The sequence below is a fragment of the Empedobacter sp. EJD.6dd genome (genome assembly GCF_057369435.1).
The window spans coordinates 492,840-511,828 of sequence record NZ_CM170667.1; the positions used below are offsets into that span (position 1 = coordinate 492,840).

Annotated in this window: 18 protein-coding genes; 11 read left to right on the forward strand and 7 right to left on the reverse strand. The window is 28.9% G+C overall.

The genetic code is table 11. The features are described from left to right. Window positions 1-10 precede the first annotated feature (10 nt). A complete protein-coding gene (locus tag AC2I98_RS02255; RefSeq protein ID WP_486413011.1) occupies window positions 11-1,192 on the forward strand; it encodes a homoserine dehydrogenase in 1,182 nt (393 codons plus the stop codon). A gap of 46 nt (window positions 1,193-1,238) precedes the next feature. On the opposite strand, the gene AC2I98_RS02260 is transcribed toward AC2I98_RS02255, so the two are convergent. Together AC2I98_RS02260 and AC2I98_RS02265 are read right to left on the reverse strand one after the other, a co-directional pair. Continuing rightward, on the reverse strand, window positions 1,239-1,676 hold the full coding sequence (locus tag AC2I98_RS02260; RefSeq protein ID WP_486413012.1) for a thioredoxin fold domain-containing protein: 438 nt from the start codon (window positions 1,674-1,676) through the stop codon (window positions 1,239-1,241). Beyond that, window positions 1,673-3,733 (reverse strand): TonB-dependent receptor plug domain-containing protein, encoded by a 2,061-nt coding sequence (locus AC2I98_RS02265; RefSeq protein ID WP_486413013.1) that lies wholly within the window; start codon window positions 3,731-3,733, stop codon window positions 1,673-1,675. Before AC2I98_RS02265 ends, AC2I98_RS02260 begins: the two co-directional genes overlap by 4 nt. Window positions 3,734-3,836: 103 nt before the next feature. Here AC2I98_RS02265 and AC2I98_RS02270 point away from each other — a divergent pair, with 103 nt between their 5' ends. From AC2I98_RS02270 to AC2I98_RS02280, 3 genes are read left to right on the forward strand one after another with little or no spacing between them, the layout of a single operon-like run. Beyond that, window positions 3,837-4,493, forward strand: a complete 657-nt coding sequence (locus AC2I98_RS02270) for a metal-dependent transcriptional regulator (RefSeq protein WP_486413014.1) — start codon at window positions 3,837-3,839, stop codon at window positions 4,491-4,493. Then, window positions 4,493-4,663 carry a hypothetical protein gene (locus tag AC2I98_RS02275; RefSeq protein WP_486413015.1) on the forward strand — a complete coding sequence of 57 codons (171 nt, stop codon included), beginning with the start codon at window positions 4,493-4,495 and terminating at the stop codon, window positions 4,661-4,663. The genes AC2I98_RS02270 and AC2I98_RS02275 overlap by 1 nt, the downstream gene beginning before the upstream one ends. A 3-nt stretch (window positions 4,664-4,666) precedes the next feature. Continuing rightward, window positions 4,667-6,157, forward strand: coding sequence for an LIC_10190 family membrane protein (locus AC2I98_RS02280; RefSeq protein ID WP_486413016.1), 1,491 nt, complete (start codon window positions 4,667-4,669; stop codon window positions 6,155-6,157). A gap of 14 nt (window positions 6,158-6,171) precedes the next feature. On the opposite strand, the gene AC2I98_RS02285 is transcribed toward AC2I98_RS02280, so the two are convergent. Then, window positions 6,172-6,537 carry a DUF1573 domain-containing protein gene (locus AC2I98_RS02285; RefSeq protein WP_486413017.1) on the reverse strand — a complete coding sequence of 122 codons (366 nt, stop codon included), beginning with the start codon at window positions 6,535-6,537 and terminating at the stop codon, window positions 6,172-6,174. Between the two features lie 92 nt (window positions 6,538-6,629). On the opposite strand from AC2I98_RS02285, the gene AC2I98_RS02290 reads away from it, so the two are divergent. From AC2I98_RS02290 to AC2I98_RS02300, 3 genes are all read left to right on the forward strand, one after another. Then, window positions 6,630-7,289 (forward strand): hypothetical protein, encoded by a 660-nt coding sequence (locus tag AC2I98_RS02290; RefSeq protein ID WP_486413018.1) that lies wholly within the window; start codon window positions 6,630-6,632, stop codon window positions 7,287-7,289. A gap of 79 nt (window positions 7,290-7,368) precedes the next feature. Beyond that, window positions 7,369-9,990, forward strand: a complete 2,622-nt coding sequence (locus AC2I98_RS02295; RefSeq protein ID WP_486413019.1) for a valine--tRNA ligase — start codon at window positions 7,369-7,371, stop codon at window positions 9,988-9,990. A gap of 361 nt (window positions 9,991-10,351) precedes the next feature. Then, window positions 10,352-10,990, forward strand: coding sequence for a LysE family transporter (locus tag AC2I98_RS02300; RefSeq protein ID WP_486413020.1), 639 nt, complete (start codon window positions 10,352-10,354; stop codon window positions 10,988-10,990). A 3-nt stretch (window positions 10,991-10,993) separates the two neighbouring features. Here AC2I98_RS02300 and AC2I98_RS02305 read toward each other — a convergent pair whose 3' ends face one another. Then, window positions 10,994-11,428, reverse strand: coding sequence for a hypothetical protein (locus AC2I98_RS02305; protein ID WP_486413021.1), 435 nt, complete (start codon window positions 11,426-11,428; stop codon window positions 10,994-10,996). 70 nt (window positions 11,429-11,498) lie between these two features. Between AC2I98_RS02305 and AC2I98_RS02310 the strand changes: the two genes are divergently transcribed. The 4 genes from AC2I98_RS02310 (at window position 11,499) to AC2I98_RS02325 (ending at window position 16,862) form a co-directional block, all read left to right on the forward strand. Continuing rightward, window positions 11,499-12,908: an aldehyde dehydrogenase family protein gene (locus AC2I98_RS02310; protein WP_486413022.1), complete on the forward strand. Its 1,410-nt coding sequence runs from the start codon at window positions 11,499-11,501 to the stop codon at window positions 12,906-12,908. A 77-nt stretch (window positions 12,909-12,985) separates the two neighbouring features. Further along, window positions 12,986-13,393 (forward strand): RrF2 family transcriptional regulator, encoded by a 408-nt coding sequence (locus AC2I98_RS02315; protein ID WP_135836572.1) that lies wholly within the window; start codon window positions 12,986-12,988, stop codon window positions 13,391-13,393. Window positions 13,394-13,503: 110 nt separating this feature from the next. Continuing rightward, window positions 13,504-14,811, forward strand: a complete 1,308-nt coding sequence (tilS, locus tag AC2I98_RS02320; protein ID WP_486413023.1) for a tRNA lysidine(34) synthetase TilS — start codon at window positions 13,504-13,506, stop codon at window positions 14,809-14,811. Beyond that, complete coding sequence (locus AC2I98_RS02325; protein ID WP_486413024.1) at window positions 14,805-16,862, forward strand: protein-disulfide reductase DsbD family protein; 2,058 nt, start codon at window positions 14,805-14,807, stop codon at window positions 16,860-16,862. The genes tilS and AC2I98_RS02325 overlap by 7 nt, the downstream gene beginning before the upstream one ends. Window positions 16,863-16,996: 134 nt before the next feature. On the opposite strand, the gene AC2I98_RS02330 is transcribed toward AC2I98_RS02325, so the two are convergent. From AC2I98_RS02330 to AC2I98_RS02340, 3 genes are all read right to left on the reverse strand, one after another. Further along, on the reverse strand, window positions 16,997-17,752 hold the full coding sequence (locus tag AC2I98_RS02330; RefSeq protein WP_486413025.1) for a DUF4241 domain-containing protein: 756 nt from the start codon (window positions 17,750-17,752) through the stop codon (window positions 16,997-16,999). A 69-nt stretch (window positions 17,753-17,821) separates the two neighbouring features. Continuing rightward, the gene (locus AC2I98_RS02335) at window positions 17,822-18,421 is read right to left on the reverse strand and encodes a hypothetical protein (RefSeq protein ID WP_486413026.1); all 600 of its coding nucleotides are present in this window, start codon (window positions 18,419-18,421) and stop codon (window positions 17,822-17,824) included. After that, entirely contained in the window at window positions 18,414-18,989 is a 576-nt protein-coding gene (locus AC2I98_RS02340; protein ID WP_486413027.1) for a Crp/Fnr family transcriptional regulator, read from the reverse strand. The genes AC2I98_RS02335 and AC2I98_RS02340 overlap by 8 nt, the downstream gene beginning before the upstream one ends.

Below are 18,989 nucleotides of genomic sequence, written 5' to 3' on the forward strand. Positions count from 1 at the left end.
AAATACATAAATGAAAAAAATAAATATCGGATTATTCGGATTTGGCGTTGTAGGAGAGGGGATTTATAAAGTTTTAGAAGAAAAACCACAATTAAATGCCGCTATTAAGAAAATTGTTATAAAAGATGCTACAAAACAAAGAAATGCACCAGCAAAATTATTTTCAACAAATGCTGATGATATTTTAAATGATGACGAAATAAATGTAGTCGTAGAATTAATTTCTGATTCAGATGCTGCACATGATATTATCAAAAAAGCATTTAACAAAGGAAAACATGTAGTAAGTGCTAATAAAAAATTGATTGCCGAGCATCACAAAGAATTACTTGATTTACAGGATAAAAATAATGTTTCGTTCTTATACGAGGCGTCTGTTTGTGGCTCTGTTCCGATTATAAGAAATTTAGAAGAATATTTTGATAATGATTTATTGAATTATGTTTCTGGTATTGTAAATGGTACGACAAATTACATTTTGACAAAAATGGCAAATGAAAATGAATCGTATCAAGATGCATTGAAAGCTGCGCAAGAAAGTGGTTTTGCAGAAGCTGATCCTACTGCTGATGTTGAAGGATTTGATGCAACAAGTAAATTAGCGATCATTACGTTGCATGCTTTTGGTAAAAAGATTGAAGTAGGGAATGTTATCCGAAAAGGAATTACATCTTTACAGGTAGAAGATTTTAAATACGCGAAAGAAAAAAACTATACGATAAAATTGATTGCTAATTCAAAAATCAATCATCAAACTGGAGAAATAACATCTACAATTTTACCAACTTTTGTTGATTTGAAAAAAACAATTGCGCTTGTAAACAATGAATATAATGGTGTTTTGATTGGAAGTTCGCTTTCCGATGAACAATTTTTATATGGAAAAGGAGCAGGACGTTTTCCTACATCTTCGGCTGTTTTGAGTGATATTTCAGCTTTGAAATATGATTATAAATATTCGATTCGTAAATATGAAAATCAAGAAGAAGGAGTTTTTAATCAAACAGGGAAAAAACGAATTTATATTGGATTTGAAAATCAAAACGATGATGTTTCTGAATTTTTTGATGAAATAGAAGAACGTTATCAAAGTAAAAATTACAATCATATTGTTGGTGTGATTGATATAGAAAAGCTCAAACAAAAAGAGATTATTGAAAACTCAACACTTTCGATTATAGCTTTTGAGTAAAATTTGTGATTATAAAGCCTCAAGAATTTTTTTTTTGAGGCTTTATTTATTTTATATCATCAAAATAAGTTTTCAATAAAATATGGATATTTTTAGCTTTTATTAAACCAGAATAAGTCATTTTTATTTCTAAATCTTTTGAGATTAATACCCAAAAAGGATAACTAATTTGTTCATTTTTATCAATAAATTCTTCTAAAAATGAATGAATTTTTCCGTTCGATTTATATTCTTTCTTTAGAAAAATAATAGGCTCTTTTGCTTCTGCATTTAATTCAATAAAATAAATTTTATTATTTAAAATCTGAAGTAATTCAACATCTTTTTCTATTTGTTTCTTTTGTATCATACAGTAACTACACCAATTTGTAGAAAAAAAGAGTAGAATTGGTTTAGGGTTCTCATCAAAAATTGTATTAAATTTTTCTAATACAATTTGAGCATGAAGATTTGATGTAATTAATAGTAAAATTAAATATTTCATGACTTTAAATTAAACCGAATACCTATAAAACCTCGAGTTCCTTGCATAGGTGTATAACTATAATCATTTGGCTCAAAAATTACATCATTTCTCCCTTTTGGTGGTGTAACACCATTTCCAGGTTCTCCAAACGGATCCCACCAACGCGCGATGACATCGCCTTTTGGTAAAACATTAAAAATATTTTTGATTCCACCATAGATTTCAATATTGTTTTTAAATGATTTACTTAATTGAATATTTGCAATAAAAGTTGGTTTAGAATATTCTGGACGATAGTCATTTTCAACGTGAGGTAACCTCATTTTATCATTATAATTAGTTGTGAAATCAAGCACAAACTTATTTCTGAATGTATAAGTTGCTAAGAAATTTCCAGACCATTTTGGAGCATGATATTGCACTTCTTTTACATTCTCCTCTTTTTTATAAACATCTATATAGGTAGTGCCAATTAGAATTTTTAAAGGAAAATCAAAAGTAGCATCAATGTTTAAAGAAATTCCTTTTGAAATAGCATGACCATTTAAATTATCATAAATAATTTTAGTTTCATCAGTATCTGTATCGGCAATAATTTTATTTGTAAAATAGGAGTAGAAAGTAGTTAAATCAAAATTAAAAGCTCCGAAACTAGTAGGTATTTTATAAACATAATTGATATTTACATTAAAAGATTTTTCGGGTTTTAATTCGTTTTCGAATACAACTTGTCTTGCTCCAGTTAATGCTCTGTGATCTTCTGTAAATACATTTACTACACGATATCCTGTTCCTAAACTTGCTCTAAAAATATGATATGTAGAAGGTGAAAATTTGTACGCAATTCTTGGTGAATGAATACTTTTATGTGTTTGATCGTAATCAAATCGATAACCGATTAAAAGTTTATTTGCGGAATTCAATGTCCATTCGTCTTGTATAAAAATTCCAGGAATCGGTGTGTTCATTGGATTGTTCTTGATAAGATTATTATCCACATCATATTCACCAGTACCTCGTGTATTGTCATCGTAATAGGTGTATTTAAAAGATGAACCTAATAAAATACTATGTTTACCAATTATTTTATCCCAATATGTTTGAGCAAAAAATACTTGTTGTTTTCCTTGATATGATTCGGGTCCATAAAATGAATTTTGTTGATGAAAATTATAAGAAAATTGTGTCATAATTTTTTCTTTTAGCGGTAATTGATACATTCCAATTGCTTCAAATCGATTTGTCATAATACTTTCTCCGTACATTTTGTCACTTCCTCTATGCAGTTTTCGTTCCCAATCCATTTCACCTCCCCAGCGATCTTCGTATAAATAACGAAGAGCTACAGAAGCAGTTCTACTCTCTTTTCGTTCAAAATCAAATTTATTAAAAAGTGAAATTCGGTCTTGAAGTGTAACATCGGTAAAACCATCGTTGTTAGTGTCTTTTTTATTTCCATATTTGAAATAATTAAAACCAAATAAAGCATTTGTTTTTTCGTTTAATTTGTATTTGTAACCACCATCTATATTGGTTTCTAACCATGATGTAGTGAAAAAATCTATTGATAATTTAGGTGCTGATTTAGGAGATTTTGTAATCACATTGATTATTCCACCCATTGCTTCTGTTCCATAAAGAGAAGATGCTGGACCTTTTACAACCTCGATTCGATCTACTAAAGAATTTGGAATTCCGCTCAATCCATAAACAGTTGATAAAGATGAAACAATGGGCATTCCGTCAATCAAAATCATAGTATAAGGACCTTCCATTCCGTTTATATGTATATCTCCAGTGTTGCAAACATTACAATTTAGTTGAGGTTGAACGCCATTTATTAATTGTACAGCATCGAAAAGTGAAGGTGAAGGATTTTTTTGAAAGAATTTTGCCGAATAAATTTCTATAGGAACTGGACTTTCAGATTTTCTGACGGCTTTCATTGTTCCTGTGACAACTATTTCATCTAAATTTTCGGTTGAATCCTTTCTGATTATACTGTCGTTTTTAATAAATTGAGCAGAAGAAAAGATAGATAATAGAGTGAGAGTTGTGCTTAAGATTATTTTCATAAGGATTAAATATTATTCAAATTAAAAAGTTAGACAAATCTAACAAAAATATTATTAAAAGTGAATTTAAAATATTTGTTTAATTTTCAACTATATTTGTTCTATGAATTCATTAGTCGAAGAGAATTACCTTAAAGCCTTATTTCATTTGTCAGGAAACGGCAATGGAGAAGTGAATGTGAAAGATTTGAGTAAGCATTTGGAAATAAAAATGCCTACTGTAAATAGTATGATGAAAAAATTAGCCGAAAAAGAATTGGTTATTTATGAATCATATAAACCACTTAGGTTGTCTGATAAAGGAATTTTGAAAGCTTCTTTAATTGTGAGAAAACATCGATTAACAGAGATGTTTTTGGTAGATAAAATGGGATTTGGATGGGAAGAAGTTCATGAAATAGCAGAGCAAATAGAGCATATTCAGAGTTCTTCTTTTTTTGATAAAATGGATGAATTATTAAATTATCCCAAATTAGATCCGCATGGTTCTCCTATTCCCGATAAAAATGGTAATGTTGAACAAATTAATTATAAAAAATTAGCTGAATTTAAACAAGGAGATTTAGTTGAGATTTGTGCTGTAACAGGTTCTTCAGATGAATTTCTTAAGTATTTAAATTCAAAGAATATTCAATTAAATGATAATATTAAAGTGCTTTCTGTAGAAGATTTTGATGGAACAATGACTGTTGAATTTCTTGATACAAAAGAAATTGAAACATTTAGTAATCATGTAACATCAAGATTGTTAGGTAAATAATGATTGTTCAATTAGTATTATCAACGTTATTAATCTTATTTTTTTTAGGATTTGGTTTTATTTTTCAACGATTATTTCCGAAAATAAATTCTTCAATTGCTTTCGTAATCTTAAACGGAATGATTGGAGTAGGGTTGATGAGTTTTTTGATTGCTTTTTTTCTACCTTAAAATTTGATTTATGAAATTACCTTGATTTCAATTTCAATTTTGTCGCTGATCTATCATCGTAGCGAATTAAAAAAATCACTTATAAAATTAAGGAATATTTCTACTTATTTTTATTTATTTCTCGTTTGTGGTTTATTAGTTTCTTCAACTTATCCATATATTTTAGATCATTTTGGCTATTATATTCCAACTATAAAATGGTTAGATTTTGCGGGTTTTGTAAAAGGACTTTCTAATTTTGAATGGGTTTTGGCTCAAAATAGTTTTTGGCACATTTTACAAGCTTCAGTCAACGAAAGTTTGGATATTTATTACCGACTGAATTTATGCTTATTCATTGTTTTTAATTTATATATTTTTGAATTTAAATATTATAAATTTCTTTTTTTTAATGTTTTATTCTTATTTTTCTTAAATACACCTTCACCAGACCTTCCAGTTTTTGTATTCTCAATCCTTTTGATTAATGAGTATTTACAAGAAAAAAATAAAGCTTCAGATTATCTATTTTATGCAACAATTCTATTTGTGATAAAACCAATTAGTATTGTTCTTCTTTTGTTTTTTGGAATAGAATATCTTGTTAAAAAAGAGTGCAAACATTTATTAAATGACAAAAATATTTATTTGATACTATTTGTAGCATTGTTATTTTGTAGTAAAGGAATAATAGTTTCTGCAAACCCATTATTTCCTATAAGTTTTACAGCTATAGAGAATCTTTCGTGGTCTTCACCTGAAAAAATGTATGAAATTTCAAATTTGAATGGAAAATTTATACCGCTTAAAGATTCTTTTACATTTGAAGAGGTTTCGAAAATGAATAGCGCAGAATATTTTAAAGCGATTTTATTTCAAAATTCAACAAGAACATACATTATTCTATTTATTTTTGGTTTAACATTTCTAACAACAATTATAAGTTTTTTTACGAAAAATTACTTTTTACTATTATTGGTTATTTGCTGTTGTATAAAACTAATAATAATGTTACTTATTTCTCCTCAATTCAGATTTTTACTAGATGTTTTAATCATAGATGGGCTTATATTTTTAATGTTATTTAATTTTAAAATTATTAATAAATATTCAAGAACTATTAGTTGTATTTGTGTATTGTTTTTTACAATTCTTTTAACGTTTCCTATGATGAATTTCAAATATTTTAGTAATATAAAATCATTTAGTTATTTGAAAAATATTACAATTAATGAGCTAATTTTTCCAGGTGATTATGGAGAACTTAAAGTAAAAAGTAAGAGCTTGGGTAATTTAATTTATAATTATCCAATAAATTATCCATTAATCTATTCTGCTCAGCCTCCATCTATTAGTAATTCAAGTTTGAATAGTTATTTATTACACAATGGTTATCCTCAACAAATAGATGCTAAAAATGTTAAAAAAGGATTTTATTTTGTTGAAATGAGTGAGAAAGAAAGAAAAAAGATATTTGATTTTTTAATTTCAGAACAAAAAAAACAAGCTAAATAGCTTGTTTTTTTATATTATTCTGCTTTTCCTTTTATTCTGAATATTTTTCGAGAGGATACAGGATCATTAGAAGTGACCGTAACAGATTTATTAAAATCTCCTGCTACAGTTCCACTTGAATATTTTATTGTAATATCAGCAGATTCTCCTGGAGCAATTGGATTTTTTGGGTAATCAGGAGCTGTACACCCACATGAACCAACTACACTTTTTAGAATCAAAGGTTTATCACCTGTATTTTTAACTTTCATTTTAGAAGTAACATCTGTATTCAATTTTATACTTCCAAATTGAATTTCTTCTTTTTCTAAACTAAGTGTTTGTGCAAATAAACTTGTAGCGCCTAATGCAAAAGCACCGATAAACATTAATTTTTTCATGACGATAATTAATTTATAATCAAAGTTAATTAAATATTACAAAAAGTCTGCCTTTTTTTTGTATTTTAGATACAAATTTAAATTTTACTAATATGAAAAGAATTTTTATATCAATATTTCTTTTATTCATAACTTCAGTTGATGCGCAAATGTCATCTACAGCTACTGTTAATGAATATAATTTGCAAACTATTGTTGCAGAAGTTAAGCAACAGAAATATAGTGAAGGAGTAACAAATAAAGACGAATATTTTGATGTGAATTTTTTACCAGCAAAGGTAGATGGTTTTAAAGAGAAGGAAAATTTTAGATATAATGCTTTATTAGATGATTTAGAATTTTTGAGAGATAGTTATTTATTTAAGATGAATAAATTTTCTAATCAAATTATAAGATTTGATAATGGGAAAATTCTTAAATATGTTAATTATATTGAAGGAAATACTTTAGAATCAAGGTATTTACAAGTGTTAACTCCAATTGAAGGCAAAATTGTTCTTTATAAAAATTTATCAATTGATGGAGTTGATGGGTTAGGTGCAAGCGGTTTAAATGCTTCTAATAAAAAAAATTATTTTAAACAAGATAAATTGCAAATTGGCTTTAATGATAAATTATATAATGTACCAAATTCCTCTAAAAAGTTCAATGAATTTACAGATAAGAATGTAGCTGAGATTGTAAGTACTAATAAACTTAATCTAAAAAAAGAACAAGATTTAATAAAGCTTATTGAATTACTGAATAAATAAACAAATTTTATATTATTTAAGAAATGTTGGGCAGATTGTGTAAATTTGCCCAAATTTGTTTTTAAGTCATAAATAAATAATGGAAATCGCATCAAAATATACGCCTACAGAGGTTGAAGGAAAATGGTATGAGTACTGGATGGAGAAAAAATATTTCAAATCTACTCCAGATGAAAGAAAAGCTTACACAATTGTAATACCACCACCAAACGTCACAGGAGTCTTGCACATGGGGCATATGTTGAACAATACAATTCAAGATGTATTGATTCGTCGTGCACGTATGCGCGGATATAACGCTTGTTGGGTACCCGGAACTGACCATGCTTCAATTGCTACTGAGGCGAAAGTTGTTGCGAAATTAAAAGAAGAAGGTGTTTCAAAATTTGATATTGGTCGTGAAGAGTTCCTTAATCATGCTTGGGATTGGACACATAAACATGGTGGAATCATCTTAGATCAGTTAAAGAAATTAGGAGCTTCTTGTGATTGGGATCGTACAAAGTTTACAATGGATCCAGATTTATCAGAATCTGTTCAGCGTGTGTTTGTTGATTTATATAACAAAGGATTAATTTATCGAGGTTACCGTATGGTTAACTGGGATCCAGAAGCAAAAACAAATATTTCTGACGAAGAAGTTATCTACAAGGAGAAAAATGGAAAGTTATTCTATTTAAAATATAAAGTTGTTGATTCTGATAAATATATCGTAGTTGCAACAACTCGTCCCGAAACTATTTTTGGAGATACTGCTGTTTGTATAAACCCGAATGATGAGCGTTATGAATGGTTAAAAGGACAAAAAGTTATTGTTCCTATCGTTGGTCGTGAGGTTAATATTATCGAAGACGAATATGTAGATTTAGAATTCGGTACAGGATGTCTTAAAGTGACTCCTGCTCATGATACAAATGATTATGAATTAGGTAAAAAACATAATTTAGAATTCATTGATATCTTTACAGATGACGCGAAGTTAAATGATTATGGAATGCAATACGCAGGAATGGATCGTTTTAAAGTTCGTAAAGAAATTGAAAAAGAATTAGAAGAAAAAGGTTTACTTGAAAAAGTAGAAGATTATAAAAATAATGTAGGAACTTCTGAAAGAACTGGAGTTGTGATTGAACCAAAAATTTCAAATCAATGGTTCTTGAAAATGACAGATTTAGCTAAACCTGCATTAGATAATGTAATGAATGATACAATTAAATTTCATCCAGCGAAATTTAAAAATACATATCGCAATTGGATGGAAAATGTAACAGATTGGAACATTTCTCGTCAATTATGGTGGGGACACCAAATTCCTGCATTCTTTTACGGAGATGGAAACGAAGATTTTGTTGTTGCGATGACAAAAGAAGAAGCTTTACCATTAGCGCAAGAAAAAACAGGAAATACAGCATTAACAATCGATAATTTACGTCAAGATGAAGATGCATTAGATACTTGGTTTTCTTCTTGGTTATGGCCAATTTCAGTTTTTAATGGAATCAACGAGCCAGAAAACGAAGAAATCAATTATTATTATCCAACACAAGATTTAGTAACTGGTCCAGATATTATTTTCTTTTGGGTAGCACGTATGATTGTTGCTGGATATGAGTATCGTGATCAATTACCTTTCGAAAATGTATATTTCACAGGTATCGTTCGTGATAAACAAGGACGTAAAATGTCGAAATCTTTAGGGAATTCGCCAGATCCAATCGAATTAATGAATGAATACGGAGCTGATGCAACACGTATGGGAATGTTGTTGACAGCACCTGCCGGGAACGATTTACCATTTGATGTTGAGTTATGTTTACAAGGACGTAATTTCGCAAATAAAATTTGGAATGCTTTCCGTTTGATTAAAGGTTGGGAAGTAAAAGAAGATTTAGATCAAACTTCTGCTCAAGCAAAATCTGTAGAATGGTTTGAGAATAAATTTCAACAAACATTAGCTGATATCGAACACAATTACGATCAATATCGTTTGTCTGATTCTTTGATGGCGATTTATAAATTAATTTGGGACGATTTCTGTTCTTGGTATTTAGAAGCAATTAAACCAACATTTGGTGAGCCAATTGATGCTAAAACATTTAATGCTACGATTTCTTATTTAGAAAATGTATTGAAAGTTTTACATCCATTTATGCCTTTCTTAACAGAAGAAATTTGGCAATTATTAGCTGATAGAACTGAAGATGAAGCTTTAATTATTTCTGAATATCCAGAAGTTACTTCTTTTGATGAAACAATTATCAAAAATTTTGAAAACACAAAAGAAGCTACAACAGCAATTCGTGGTTTACGTTCAGAAAAAGGAATGTCTCCAAAAGAAGCTTTAGAAGTTTTTGCTGACGCGCAAGCTGCTAATGAAATTTATGTAGATGTATTCTCTAAATTAGGAAATGTTTCTAATTTTAATACAGGAGATAAACCAGAAAAAGGTTTCGGTTTCCGTGTTGGAACGTTAGAGTTTATGATTCCAATGTCAGAAAATATTGATATAGAGTCTGAGCGAGAAAAATTACAAAAAGAATTAGAATACAATCAAGGTTTCTTAAATTCGGTTCGTAAAAAATTATCAAACGAAAAATTTGTTGCTGGAGCTCCAGAACAAGTTATTAATGCTGAGCGTAAAAAAGAGGCTGATGCATTATCTAAAATTGCTCAAATTGAAGAGCAGTTACAAGCTTTATAATTTTAATATAATATTTAGGATATAAAAAAACCACTTCATTTGAAGTGGTTTTTTATTGAAATCTTCTCAATTCAGTGGTGTTGAAATTAGTTAATTAATATAAAAAAATATAATACATTTATATATAATAAGTTATATCTGTTTATCTTTGTAATTACTTCAATTAAAAAATATAGTCATTTTAATTCAAAATGAAACTATTTTCACAAAATTTCACAAATCATTTTACAATTTTTGAATCTTCAATTGAAAATGCTTTATTATGGACGTTTAAAAACTAGATTATTCGAATGATTAATATTACTTCAATAGGTTTCTACGACTATATTCTTTACATTTGCGAACCTTTTTATAAAAATTAATGCAATATTTAGAACTACTTTTAATCGGTATTTTTACAGCTTTTATTGGATCGTCCATTCCAGGATTGTTGAATATGACAGTGGTAAAAATTGGTAAACAAGAAGGAACTAAAAGTGCATATACGTTTATGTCGGGGACAGCTATTACAATAGCAATTCAAGTTTTTTTAGCTATTTTTCTTGCAAAATTTATTGATTTTAATGAAGAAGTTACTAAGATTTTTAGAGAAGTTGGTTTAGCAGTTTTTGTAATTATTACCATTTACTTTCTATTTTTTGCAAAAAAACAAGATCAAAAAAAGAAAAATAAAAAACTAAAACAACAAGGTAATGTAAACCAAAAAAATAAGTTTATATATGGTTTGTTGTTATCTGCTATCAATGTTTTTCCAATCCCATTTTATGTTTTTTTAAGCGCAACTTTGGTTTCTTATAATGTTAATGTTTTTGGACAGCCAAATAGCTCTATTTTTGCATTAGGAGTTGTAGTTGGATCTATGATAATTTTTGGTTTGTATTTAAAAATTTTTAATTCAAAATCAGAAGAAAATTCATTTATTCTAAAAAATATCAATTATGTAATTGGAGGTGTTACAAGTGTTATTTCTCTTTTAACCATTTATCAAATTTTTCAGTAGAAATCAATTCAAATTTGGTTTTGGATGTGCATATTTTACCAAATATTCCATTACTTCATCACATTCTTTTCCTTCTAAAATATAACTTAAAATATCTTCGGTTAATTCATCAATAATTTGCGGATTAAATTCAAATTTCTTTGCTAAATCCACACAAAGAGCTTTTTCATTTTTGTGAATTTTTAAATCAACAACCATCAATAGAACTGTATCATATAAAAGTGTTAATCTATCTGTGAAAGTCTTTGGAAGAGCAAAATCTAATGTTGTATTTTCATTCAGTATATAACTAACTTCTTTGGCAGAAAGTTGATGGTATTTTGCAATGTCAGAAATAAGTTGAATCTCTTTTTCATTTAAATTTCCATCACTTTTTCCAATTATGAATAGATTTTTAATGTGATTTAATTTATCAATTAACGTAAGATTGTTTTTCATTTTTTGGTCTTATATCTAATATTAAAAAATCAATAAAATTTAGTAAATTAACATTTCTAAAATTCTAAGTGTGTCTGATTTTAAAACGACAATTGATACGATTTATGATAAACAAGTTAGGAATAAATTATTTATCCGAAATCTTACTGTTTTCCAGCGTAAAGAATATTTAAAAAAATTAGAAGAATCCATTCTTTTTCATCGAAATGATATTGAAGAATCCTTATTTTTGGATTTAAGAAAATCGAAGATTGAATCAGATTCAACTGAAATATTTCCTGTTTTGTCAGAAATTAGGTTGTTTAGAAAGAAATTAAATGGTTGGACTAAGACAAAATCTGTTTCCAATAATTTGTTGTTTTTTGGTTCAAAAGCTCAAATTCAGCCCGAAGCTTTAGGAAATTGTTTGATTATTTCACCTTGGAATTATCCTTTTCAATTGTGCTTGGTACATTTGGTGGCTTGTGTTTCAGCGGGTAATACTGCAATTTTGAAACCTTCAGAATTCTGTCCGAATGTTTCCAAACTTCTACATAAAATAATTTCAGAAGTTTTTGAAGAAAATCATGTTGCTATAATTAATGGTAAAGTTGATGAAACGAGTTATTTATTGTCAAAAAAATTTGATCATATTCATTTTACAGGATCTCCAAAAGTTGGTAAAATTGTGATGGAAGCAGGAGCGAAGCATCTTTCTTCTGTGACATTGGAGTTGGGAGGAAAGTCGCCTTTTATTATTGATGGAACAATTCCAATGCAAGAAGTTATTGAAAAAGCAGTTTGGGGAAAATTGATAAATTTTGGTCAAACTTGTATTGCTCCCGATTATATTTTGATAAAAGAAGAGTTGAAAAATCAATTTGTAGATAACTTTGTAAAACACGTAGAAATTGTTTTTGGAAAAGATCCGTCACAATCAAAAGATTTGGCAAGAATTGTAAATCTTCAAAATTATAATCGTTTAAAAAATTTGATTGAAGACGCATTAGATAAAGGAGCAAAAAGTCCGTATGGAAACAAATATATCGAAGATGAATTGTATATTAAACCAACTTTATTAACTGATATTCCAATTGATGCTAAGATTTCGGAAGAAGAAATTTTTGGACCAATATTTCCAATTTATACCTTTAAAGAAGTTGATGAAGTAACTAAGCATATTAACTTGAAAGAAAAACCTTTAACGTTGTATATTTTTTCTAATGATTCTATTTTTATTGATAAAATAAAAAAACAAACTTCTTCTGGATCAGTCGTGATTAATGAAACGCTGGTTCATATTTTACATCCAAATTTACCTTTTGGAGGTGTTAATCATTCAGGAATTGGAACGTCTACTGGTTTTGAGGGTTTTAAAGATTTTTCTCACTTGAAACCAATTTTGAAAGTGAATCGTTTTTTATCGCCTTCAAAATTTCTAAATTATCCCTATAATTCTACAACTCAAAAGGTAATTGATTTTTTGATAAAATATTTTTAAAATCATTTCAATCGATTTAATTTTATATTTGTTTTATACAACAATCAACGTTATTTTTGTAATTAAATCTTATAGAATTGTTATCAAAAAAGACAAAATACGGACTAAAAGCGATGGCTCATTTAGCCAGACAAGAAAGTAATAAGCCAGTTTTAATCGGACAAATTTCTGAAACAGAAGTTATTCCTAAAAAATTTTTGGAAGCTATTTTATTGGATTTAAAAAAATTGGGTTTCGTAAATTCTAAACAAGGAAAAGGTGGAGGATATTATTTAGCACGCGAACCAAAAGACATCAGTTTAGCATCTTTGATTCGTGTTTTAGAAGGTCCAATTGCGTTATTACCTTGTGTAAGTAAAAATTACTACGAAAAATGTGATGATTGCCCAAATGAAGGCGTTTGCACATTGAATAAAGTGATGGTTGAATTGAGAGATTCGACGTTAGAAATCCTTGAAAATAAATCTTTAGAAAGTTTAAAATAAATTATAGCCTGAGTCTTTCAGGCTTTTTTATTGGTAAATTTTATAAGAACTAAGATAAAAAGTATAACTCTTTTTAGAGAATTCTTCCTAATTTCGGACATTTGTATTTCATGAAAAATAAATCTATTCAACAAGAGTTTAAAGAACTTTTAGAATCTCATTCTTTTACTTCGCATCGTTATCTATTAGCGATAAGTGGAGGAGTTGATAGTATGATTTTGTTAGATTTATTTCGTCAAACTTCTGCTAATTTTCAAGTGGCGCATTGTAATTTTCAATTGCGTGGAGAAGATGCAAATGGAGATGAGGAATTTGTGAGAGAATATTGCGGAAAATTTAATATTCCGTTTCATTCGGTTCGTTTTGATGTTGCTGCTTATCAAAAAACGGGAAATTATTCGGTCGAAATGGCGTGCCGAAATTTGCGTTATGATTGGTTTGAGCAAGTTCAAATTCAAAATCGATTAGATGTTTTGGTTACTGCTCATCATTTAGATGATAATATCGAGACTTTTTTAATTAATCTTTCTCGTGGAACTGGTCTAAAAGGCTTGGTTGGAATGCAGATAGATAACGGAAAAATTTTTCGTCCACTTTTGAATTTTACCAAAAATGATTTGTTGCAATATGCAGAATCTAATGAAATAAATTGGCGAGAAGATTATACAAATGCAACAGATGAATATACAAGAAATAAAATTCGTCACCATATTACACCAATTTTAAAAGAGCTTCATCCGCAGTTTGATGAGAATTTCCTGTCAAGTTTAAATCATATCAACGATAATTATCAAATTATACAAAAGAGAGTAGAAGAGATTAGAACTAATTTATTTTCAGGGAGTAATCCGATTGAAATTAAGATTGATGAATTAAAAAAACTTCAACCTTTAGAGACTTTTTTACATTATTTGTTCGAAAAATATGGTTTTTCATCGAGTAAAGAACTCTTGAAATTTTTGGATGCTGAAACAGGAAGTGAAATAAAATCAGCAACTTATCGATTGATCAAAAATCGTGAAGAGTTGCTATTACATAAAATAGAAGAAGAAAATGAAGACGAAATAACGATTTTTGATGAGTTAATTGAAATCAATTCGTTAAATTTGAAGTTCGTGAAATCGATAAATCCACACGAAAATGCTACTGAAATAGTAGACTTTACATCAATTTTGTTCCCGCTTAAACTTAGAAAAGTGAAAGAGGGTGATTTCTTTTATCCAATTGGAATGAAAGGTCAAAAAAAATTGTTGAGTAAGTTTATGAAAGATTTGAAACTTTCTAAATTAGAAAAAGAGAAGGTAAGGTTGCTTTGTGACCAAAAAGATCAAATTATTTGGGTGGTAAATTATCGTTTGGATGAACGTTTCAAAACAACAGAAACAAGTAAAAACTTTTTAAACATTACAGTATGTTAAAGAAACTTTGGATACTTTTTTTGTTTCCAATTTTAGTCAACGCACAATTATTTAGTCCTGCAAAATGGTCGAGTTCGGTGAAGGAGGTTGGACAAAATGAGTTTGAAATCGAGTTAACAGGAAAAATTGATAAAGGTTGGCATCTTTATTCATCAAAACATCCTGATGGGGGAATAGGAATTCCGGCAAGCGCAGCATTTAAATCAGCTGCAAATGCAAAATTAGTTGGTGGAGTACGAGAAGTAGGAAAACGTATTGACAAATACAGCCAAATTTTTGAACAAGATGAAAAATACTTTGAAAATCAAGTAAAATTTGTTCAGAAAGTAAAGGTTTCAGGTGATAAACCAGTTAATGTTACGTATACGATCGAGTTTCAGATGTGTGATGCAGAACGTTGTTTGCCTCCAGATGAAACAAGTGGAACGATAAAATTAACACCAACTGCAAAAGTTGAAGAAGCAAAAACGGAAGAAGTTGTTGCGGAAACAAAAGATACAGTTGCAGTAACTGAAATTGTGCAAGACTCTGTAAAAGAAGATTCGGCAGCAGTTGTGACAACAACACAAGATAGCATCAAGAAAGTTGATGATTCGTTATTAGCAGATAATGAAAAAAGTGATAATGGCTTAATCACAATCTTTTCTTTAGGATTTTTAGGTGGTTTAGCTGCATTGTTAATGCCTTGTATTTTCCCAATGATTCCTTTAACGGTAAGTATGTTTACGAAACAAAGTAAATCGAAAGGAGAAGGAATTGGTAAAGCATTTATTTATGGTTTATCTATTATTGTAATTTACGTTGCTTTGGGATTATTAGCGACTGTAGTTTTTGGACCATCAGTCTTAAATGAAATGTCGACAAATCCGTGGGTTAATTTAGCTTTCTTTATCGTATTTATCATTTTTGCGGTTTCTTTCTTCGGAGCTTTCGAATTGACATTACCAAGTAAATGGGTAAATGCTGCAGATAAAGGTGCAGATAAAGGCGGATTAATTGGAATCTTCTTTATGGCATTCACATTAGCATTAGTGTCATTTTCTTGTACAGGACCAATTATTGGATCATTATTAGTACAAGCAACACAAGGAGGTAACTATTATTCTTTAATTGTGGGAATGTTTGGATTCTCTTTAGCATTAGCAATTCCATTTACATTATTCGCAATGTTTCCGGGATGGTTAAATTCGATGCCAAAATCTGGTGGATGGTTAAATACAATCAAAGTTTCTTTAGGATTCATTGAATTAGCTTTTGCTTTAAAATTCTTATCAAATGCAGATTTAGTTTGGCAAATGAATTGGTTACCAAGAGAAATTTTCTTAGCATTTTGGATAGCAATTTTCATCTTCTTAGGATTATATTTATTAGGTAAATTTAGATTAGAATTAGACTCTCCAACCCAAACGATTGGTGTTCCAAGAATGTTATTTGCATTAATTTCGATTACATTTTCTGTTTACATGATTCCAGGATTATGGGGAGGACCATTAAAATTACTTAGTGGATTAACGCCACCAATGACGTATTCTGAAGCGCCACGTGGTTTCCACGAAGGTGTAGGAGGTGGACAAGCAACAGCTAAATTTGATGATCCAAATATGGTTGCTGGTCCTCATGGAATTCCTGCTTTCAAAGATTTTGATCAAGCTGCAGCTTATGCAACGAAAGTTGGAAAACCAATGTTATTAGATTTTACAGGACATGCTTGTGCTAATTGTCGTAAAGTTGAAGAACGTGTTTGGAGCGATGAGCGTGTAAAGAAAATATTAGCTGAAGATGTTGTTTTAGTTTCTTTATATGTAGATGAAGCAAAAGAATTACCGGAAGATCAAAAAGTATTTTCTAAAGCGTTAGGGCGTAACTTGAAAACAGTTGGTAATAAATGGACTTCTTTCGAGATTGAACATTTTAATGCAAACGCTCAACCTTATTATATTTTGGTTGACAAAGATTTGAATCGTTTTTCAAAACCATTAGAAGCAGAACTTGATGTAGAAGTATACTTGAAATGGTTACAAGACGGTATTGAAAAATATAAAGCGAAGTAATTAATTACTATATTTTAAAAACAAAAAATCCACTCTTTTGAGTGGATTTTTTGTTTTTTTATATCTTAATTTTAAATAAAAAAAATCCCTCAATTTCTTGAAGGATTATAAATATTATTTGATCGATAAATCAATTACAACCATTCGTCATCATCTTCTGAATCTTCTAATTCAGCATCAATGAATTGAATGTAAAATGCAACAATTTCTCCTTTATCATTGTATCCAAAGTAAGCAGGGTAGATTCCTTCTCCAAAACCAGCCTGAAAAATTGGTGATTTATATTCTGTAGCTGGAATTGTCCAGTTAATCCAATCTCCTTCTTCTGATTGATATTTAGGATTATTTTTAGCGTTTTCTACGAATAAAGCATTGAAATAATCATCATATAAATTGACATCATTTTTACTTTCAAAATCATCAATAAATTTTACAAAAGAATCCTTTGCTTCTGCATCAACAATAGTAGCCAAACCACTTTCGATAGAAAAACCAAAATATTCACCTTCTTGTAATTCTTCAATCAATTCGATTCCTTTCATTGCTTCTTCGTAACGAACTGGCTTTTCGTTTGTAAAAGCAACTTTTACACAACCAATCAAGTTCTCAACTTCACCATCGTCTTCAAATTTTACGATACTTGCAGTGACAGGAAAGTTACCTTTTGGTGTTTCAAGGAAATAAGGATCTTTGTCCATAGATAAATATTCTCCCAAAGGATCATTCACAAAGATTTTCCCTGAAGGCAAAGAAACTTCTCCCATTTCAATTTGGTCGATTTCTACACCACCAATTTCTTTATCGGTAAAATATTTTTCTAAATCATTAGGAGCTAAAGTAAATTCTCTTTTAGATTCCCAAGTTTTTAACCATTCTGCTGTTGGTTGCATAAATTATTATTTTAAAGTGGTACAAAATTACATTAAATAATGATAGCAGTATGTTAGTGATTGATTAAATTATTTTAATTTCTTTTTCAATTCGTTTTTATCTATGTCATATTCTAAGTGCATAATTGAAATTAAATCATTTTCAGAAAGTAGATTGTTTTTGTAATAATTGATTAAAAAAGATTCTATTTTGGAAAAATCATTTAACGAATTTTGTTTAAAATAAGCTTCGATAAATTGGTTGTCTTTTGTCTTTAACGTAATTAAATTACTGATTCCATGCGAGCCTTGTGGATTTTCAAATTCACCAAATTCTTTTACTGCTTTTCCTTTATAATCATCATTGTCAATTACAATAGAAAATAAATTAGTAATCGGATAAAATTGATCTTTGATAGAAATTCCATCATTAGAAAATGTAAGTTTTCCATCAAAATTACCTTTCAATTCTGTTGTAGGTCTTTTAAAATAACCATTCCAATACGCAACAGCAGTTGCTAAAAGTCCAATAAAAATATAATAATAGGTCTGATTTTTAAAAACGTTTAATTCTAAAAACACAAAACTTATGACTGTAACAGCCAAAAAAGATAAAATAACCTTTACAATTTGCTTGTTACTTTTTTTAGGTTTTTTGGGTACAAAAATTTCAAAACTATACTTATCCATGAGCAATTTCTTTTCGAACTCTACTTAAACTTTCGGGAGTAATTCCTAAATATGAAGCAATCATCCATTGTGGTATACGAGAGAGTTGGTTAGGATAAAGTCGCATAAATTCTAAATAACGTGTTTTTGCTGATGCGCCAAGAAGTAAATTGATACGATCTTGTAAACTACGAACATGATTTTGAATCATTTTATTTTGTGCAGCCAAATAATTTGAATTTAAACTAATAATTAAATCATTCAATTTTTCGTTTAATAAAATGACAGTAGAATCTTCGATTGCCTGAATGTAAAACTTTGATTGTTGTTTACAAAAAGCACTATTACGATCACTTACAATCCAATTTTCTGTACCAAACTGTAGTACATGTTCTTTCCCATTGTCATCAATTGTGTATGATCGAATTACGCCAGATTCTACAAAAAAATAATCTTCGGAATATTCTCCTGGTTCTAAAATAAATTCATTTTTCTTATAATGTTTTACAACCAAAGCATTTTCTATTTTAGCCCATTGTTCTTCGGTCAAATCAATGATTGATGATAAATGTTTTTTATAATTTTCCAT

What these genes read in the sequence shown, in the direction of transcription:
- AC2I98_RS02255 (WP_486413011.1), top strand. Translation starts at nt 11, where the DNA reads ATGAAAAAAATAAATATCGGATTATTCGGATTTGGCGTTGTAGGAGAG.
- AC2I98_RS02260 (WP_486413012.1), bottom strand. Translation starts at nt 1,676, where the DNA reads ATGAAATATTTAATTTTACTATTAATTACATCAAATCTTCATGCTCAA.
- AC2I98_RS02265 (WP_486413013.1), bottom strand. Translation starts at nt 3,733, where the DNA reads ATGAAAATAATCTTAAGCACAACTCTCACTCTATTATCTATCTTTTCT.
- AC2I98_RS02270 (WP_486413014.1), top strand. Translation starts at nt 3,837, where the DNA reads ATGAATTCATTAGTCGAAGAGAATTACCTTAAAGCCTTATTTCATTTG.
- AC2I98_RS02275 (WP_486413015.1), top strand. Translation starts at nt 4,493, where the DNA reads ATGATTGTTCAATTAGTATTATCAACGTTATTAATCTTATTTTTTTTA.
- AC2I98_RS02285 (WP_486413017.1), bottom strand. Translation starts at nt 6,537, where the DNA reads ATGAAAAAATTAATGTTTATCGGTGCTTTTGCATTAGGCGCTACAAGT.
- AC2I98_RS02290 (WP_486413018.1), top strand. Translation starts at nt 6,630, where the DNA reads ATGAAAAGAATTTTTATATCAATATTTCTTTTATTCATAACTTCAGTT.
- AC2I98_RS02295 (WP_486413019.1), top strand. Translation starts at nt 7,369, where the DNA reads ATGGAAATCGCATCAAAATATACGCCTACAGAGGTTGAAGGAAAATGG.
- AC2I98_RS02300 (WP_486413020.1), top strand. Translation starts at nt 10,352, where the DNA reads ATGCAATATTTAGAACTACTTTTAATCGGTATTTTTACAGCTTTTATT.
- AC2I98_RS02305 (WP_486413021.1), bottom strand. Translation starts at nt 11,428, where the DNA reads ATGAAAAACAATCTTACGTTAATTGATAAATTAAATCACATTAAAAAT.
- tilS (WP_486413023.1), top strand. Translation starts at nt 13,504, where the DNA reads ATGAAAAATAAATCTATTCAACAAGAGTTTAAAGAACTTTTAGAATCT.
- AC2I98_RS02325 (WP_486413024.1), top strand. Translation starts at nt 14,805, where the DNA reads ATGTTAAAGAAACTTTGGATACTTTTTTTGTTTCCAATTTTAGTCAAC.
- AC2I98_RS02330 (WP_486413025.1), bottom strand. Translation starts at nt 17,752, where the DNA reads ATGCAACCAACAGCAGAATGGTTAAAAACTTGGGAATCTAAAAGAGAA.
- AC2I98_RS02335 (WP_486413026.1), bottom strand. Translation starts at nt 18,421, where the DNA reads ATGGATAAGTATAGTTTTGAAATTTTTGTACCCAAAAAACCTAAAAAA.
- AC2I98_RS02340 (WP_486413027.1), bottom strand. Translation starts at nt 18,989, where the DNA reads ATGGAAAATTATAAAAAACATTTATCATCAATCATTGATTTGACCGAA.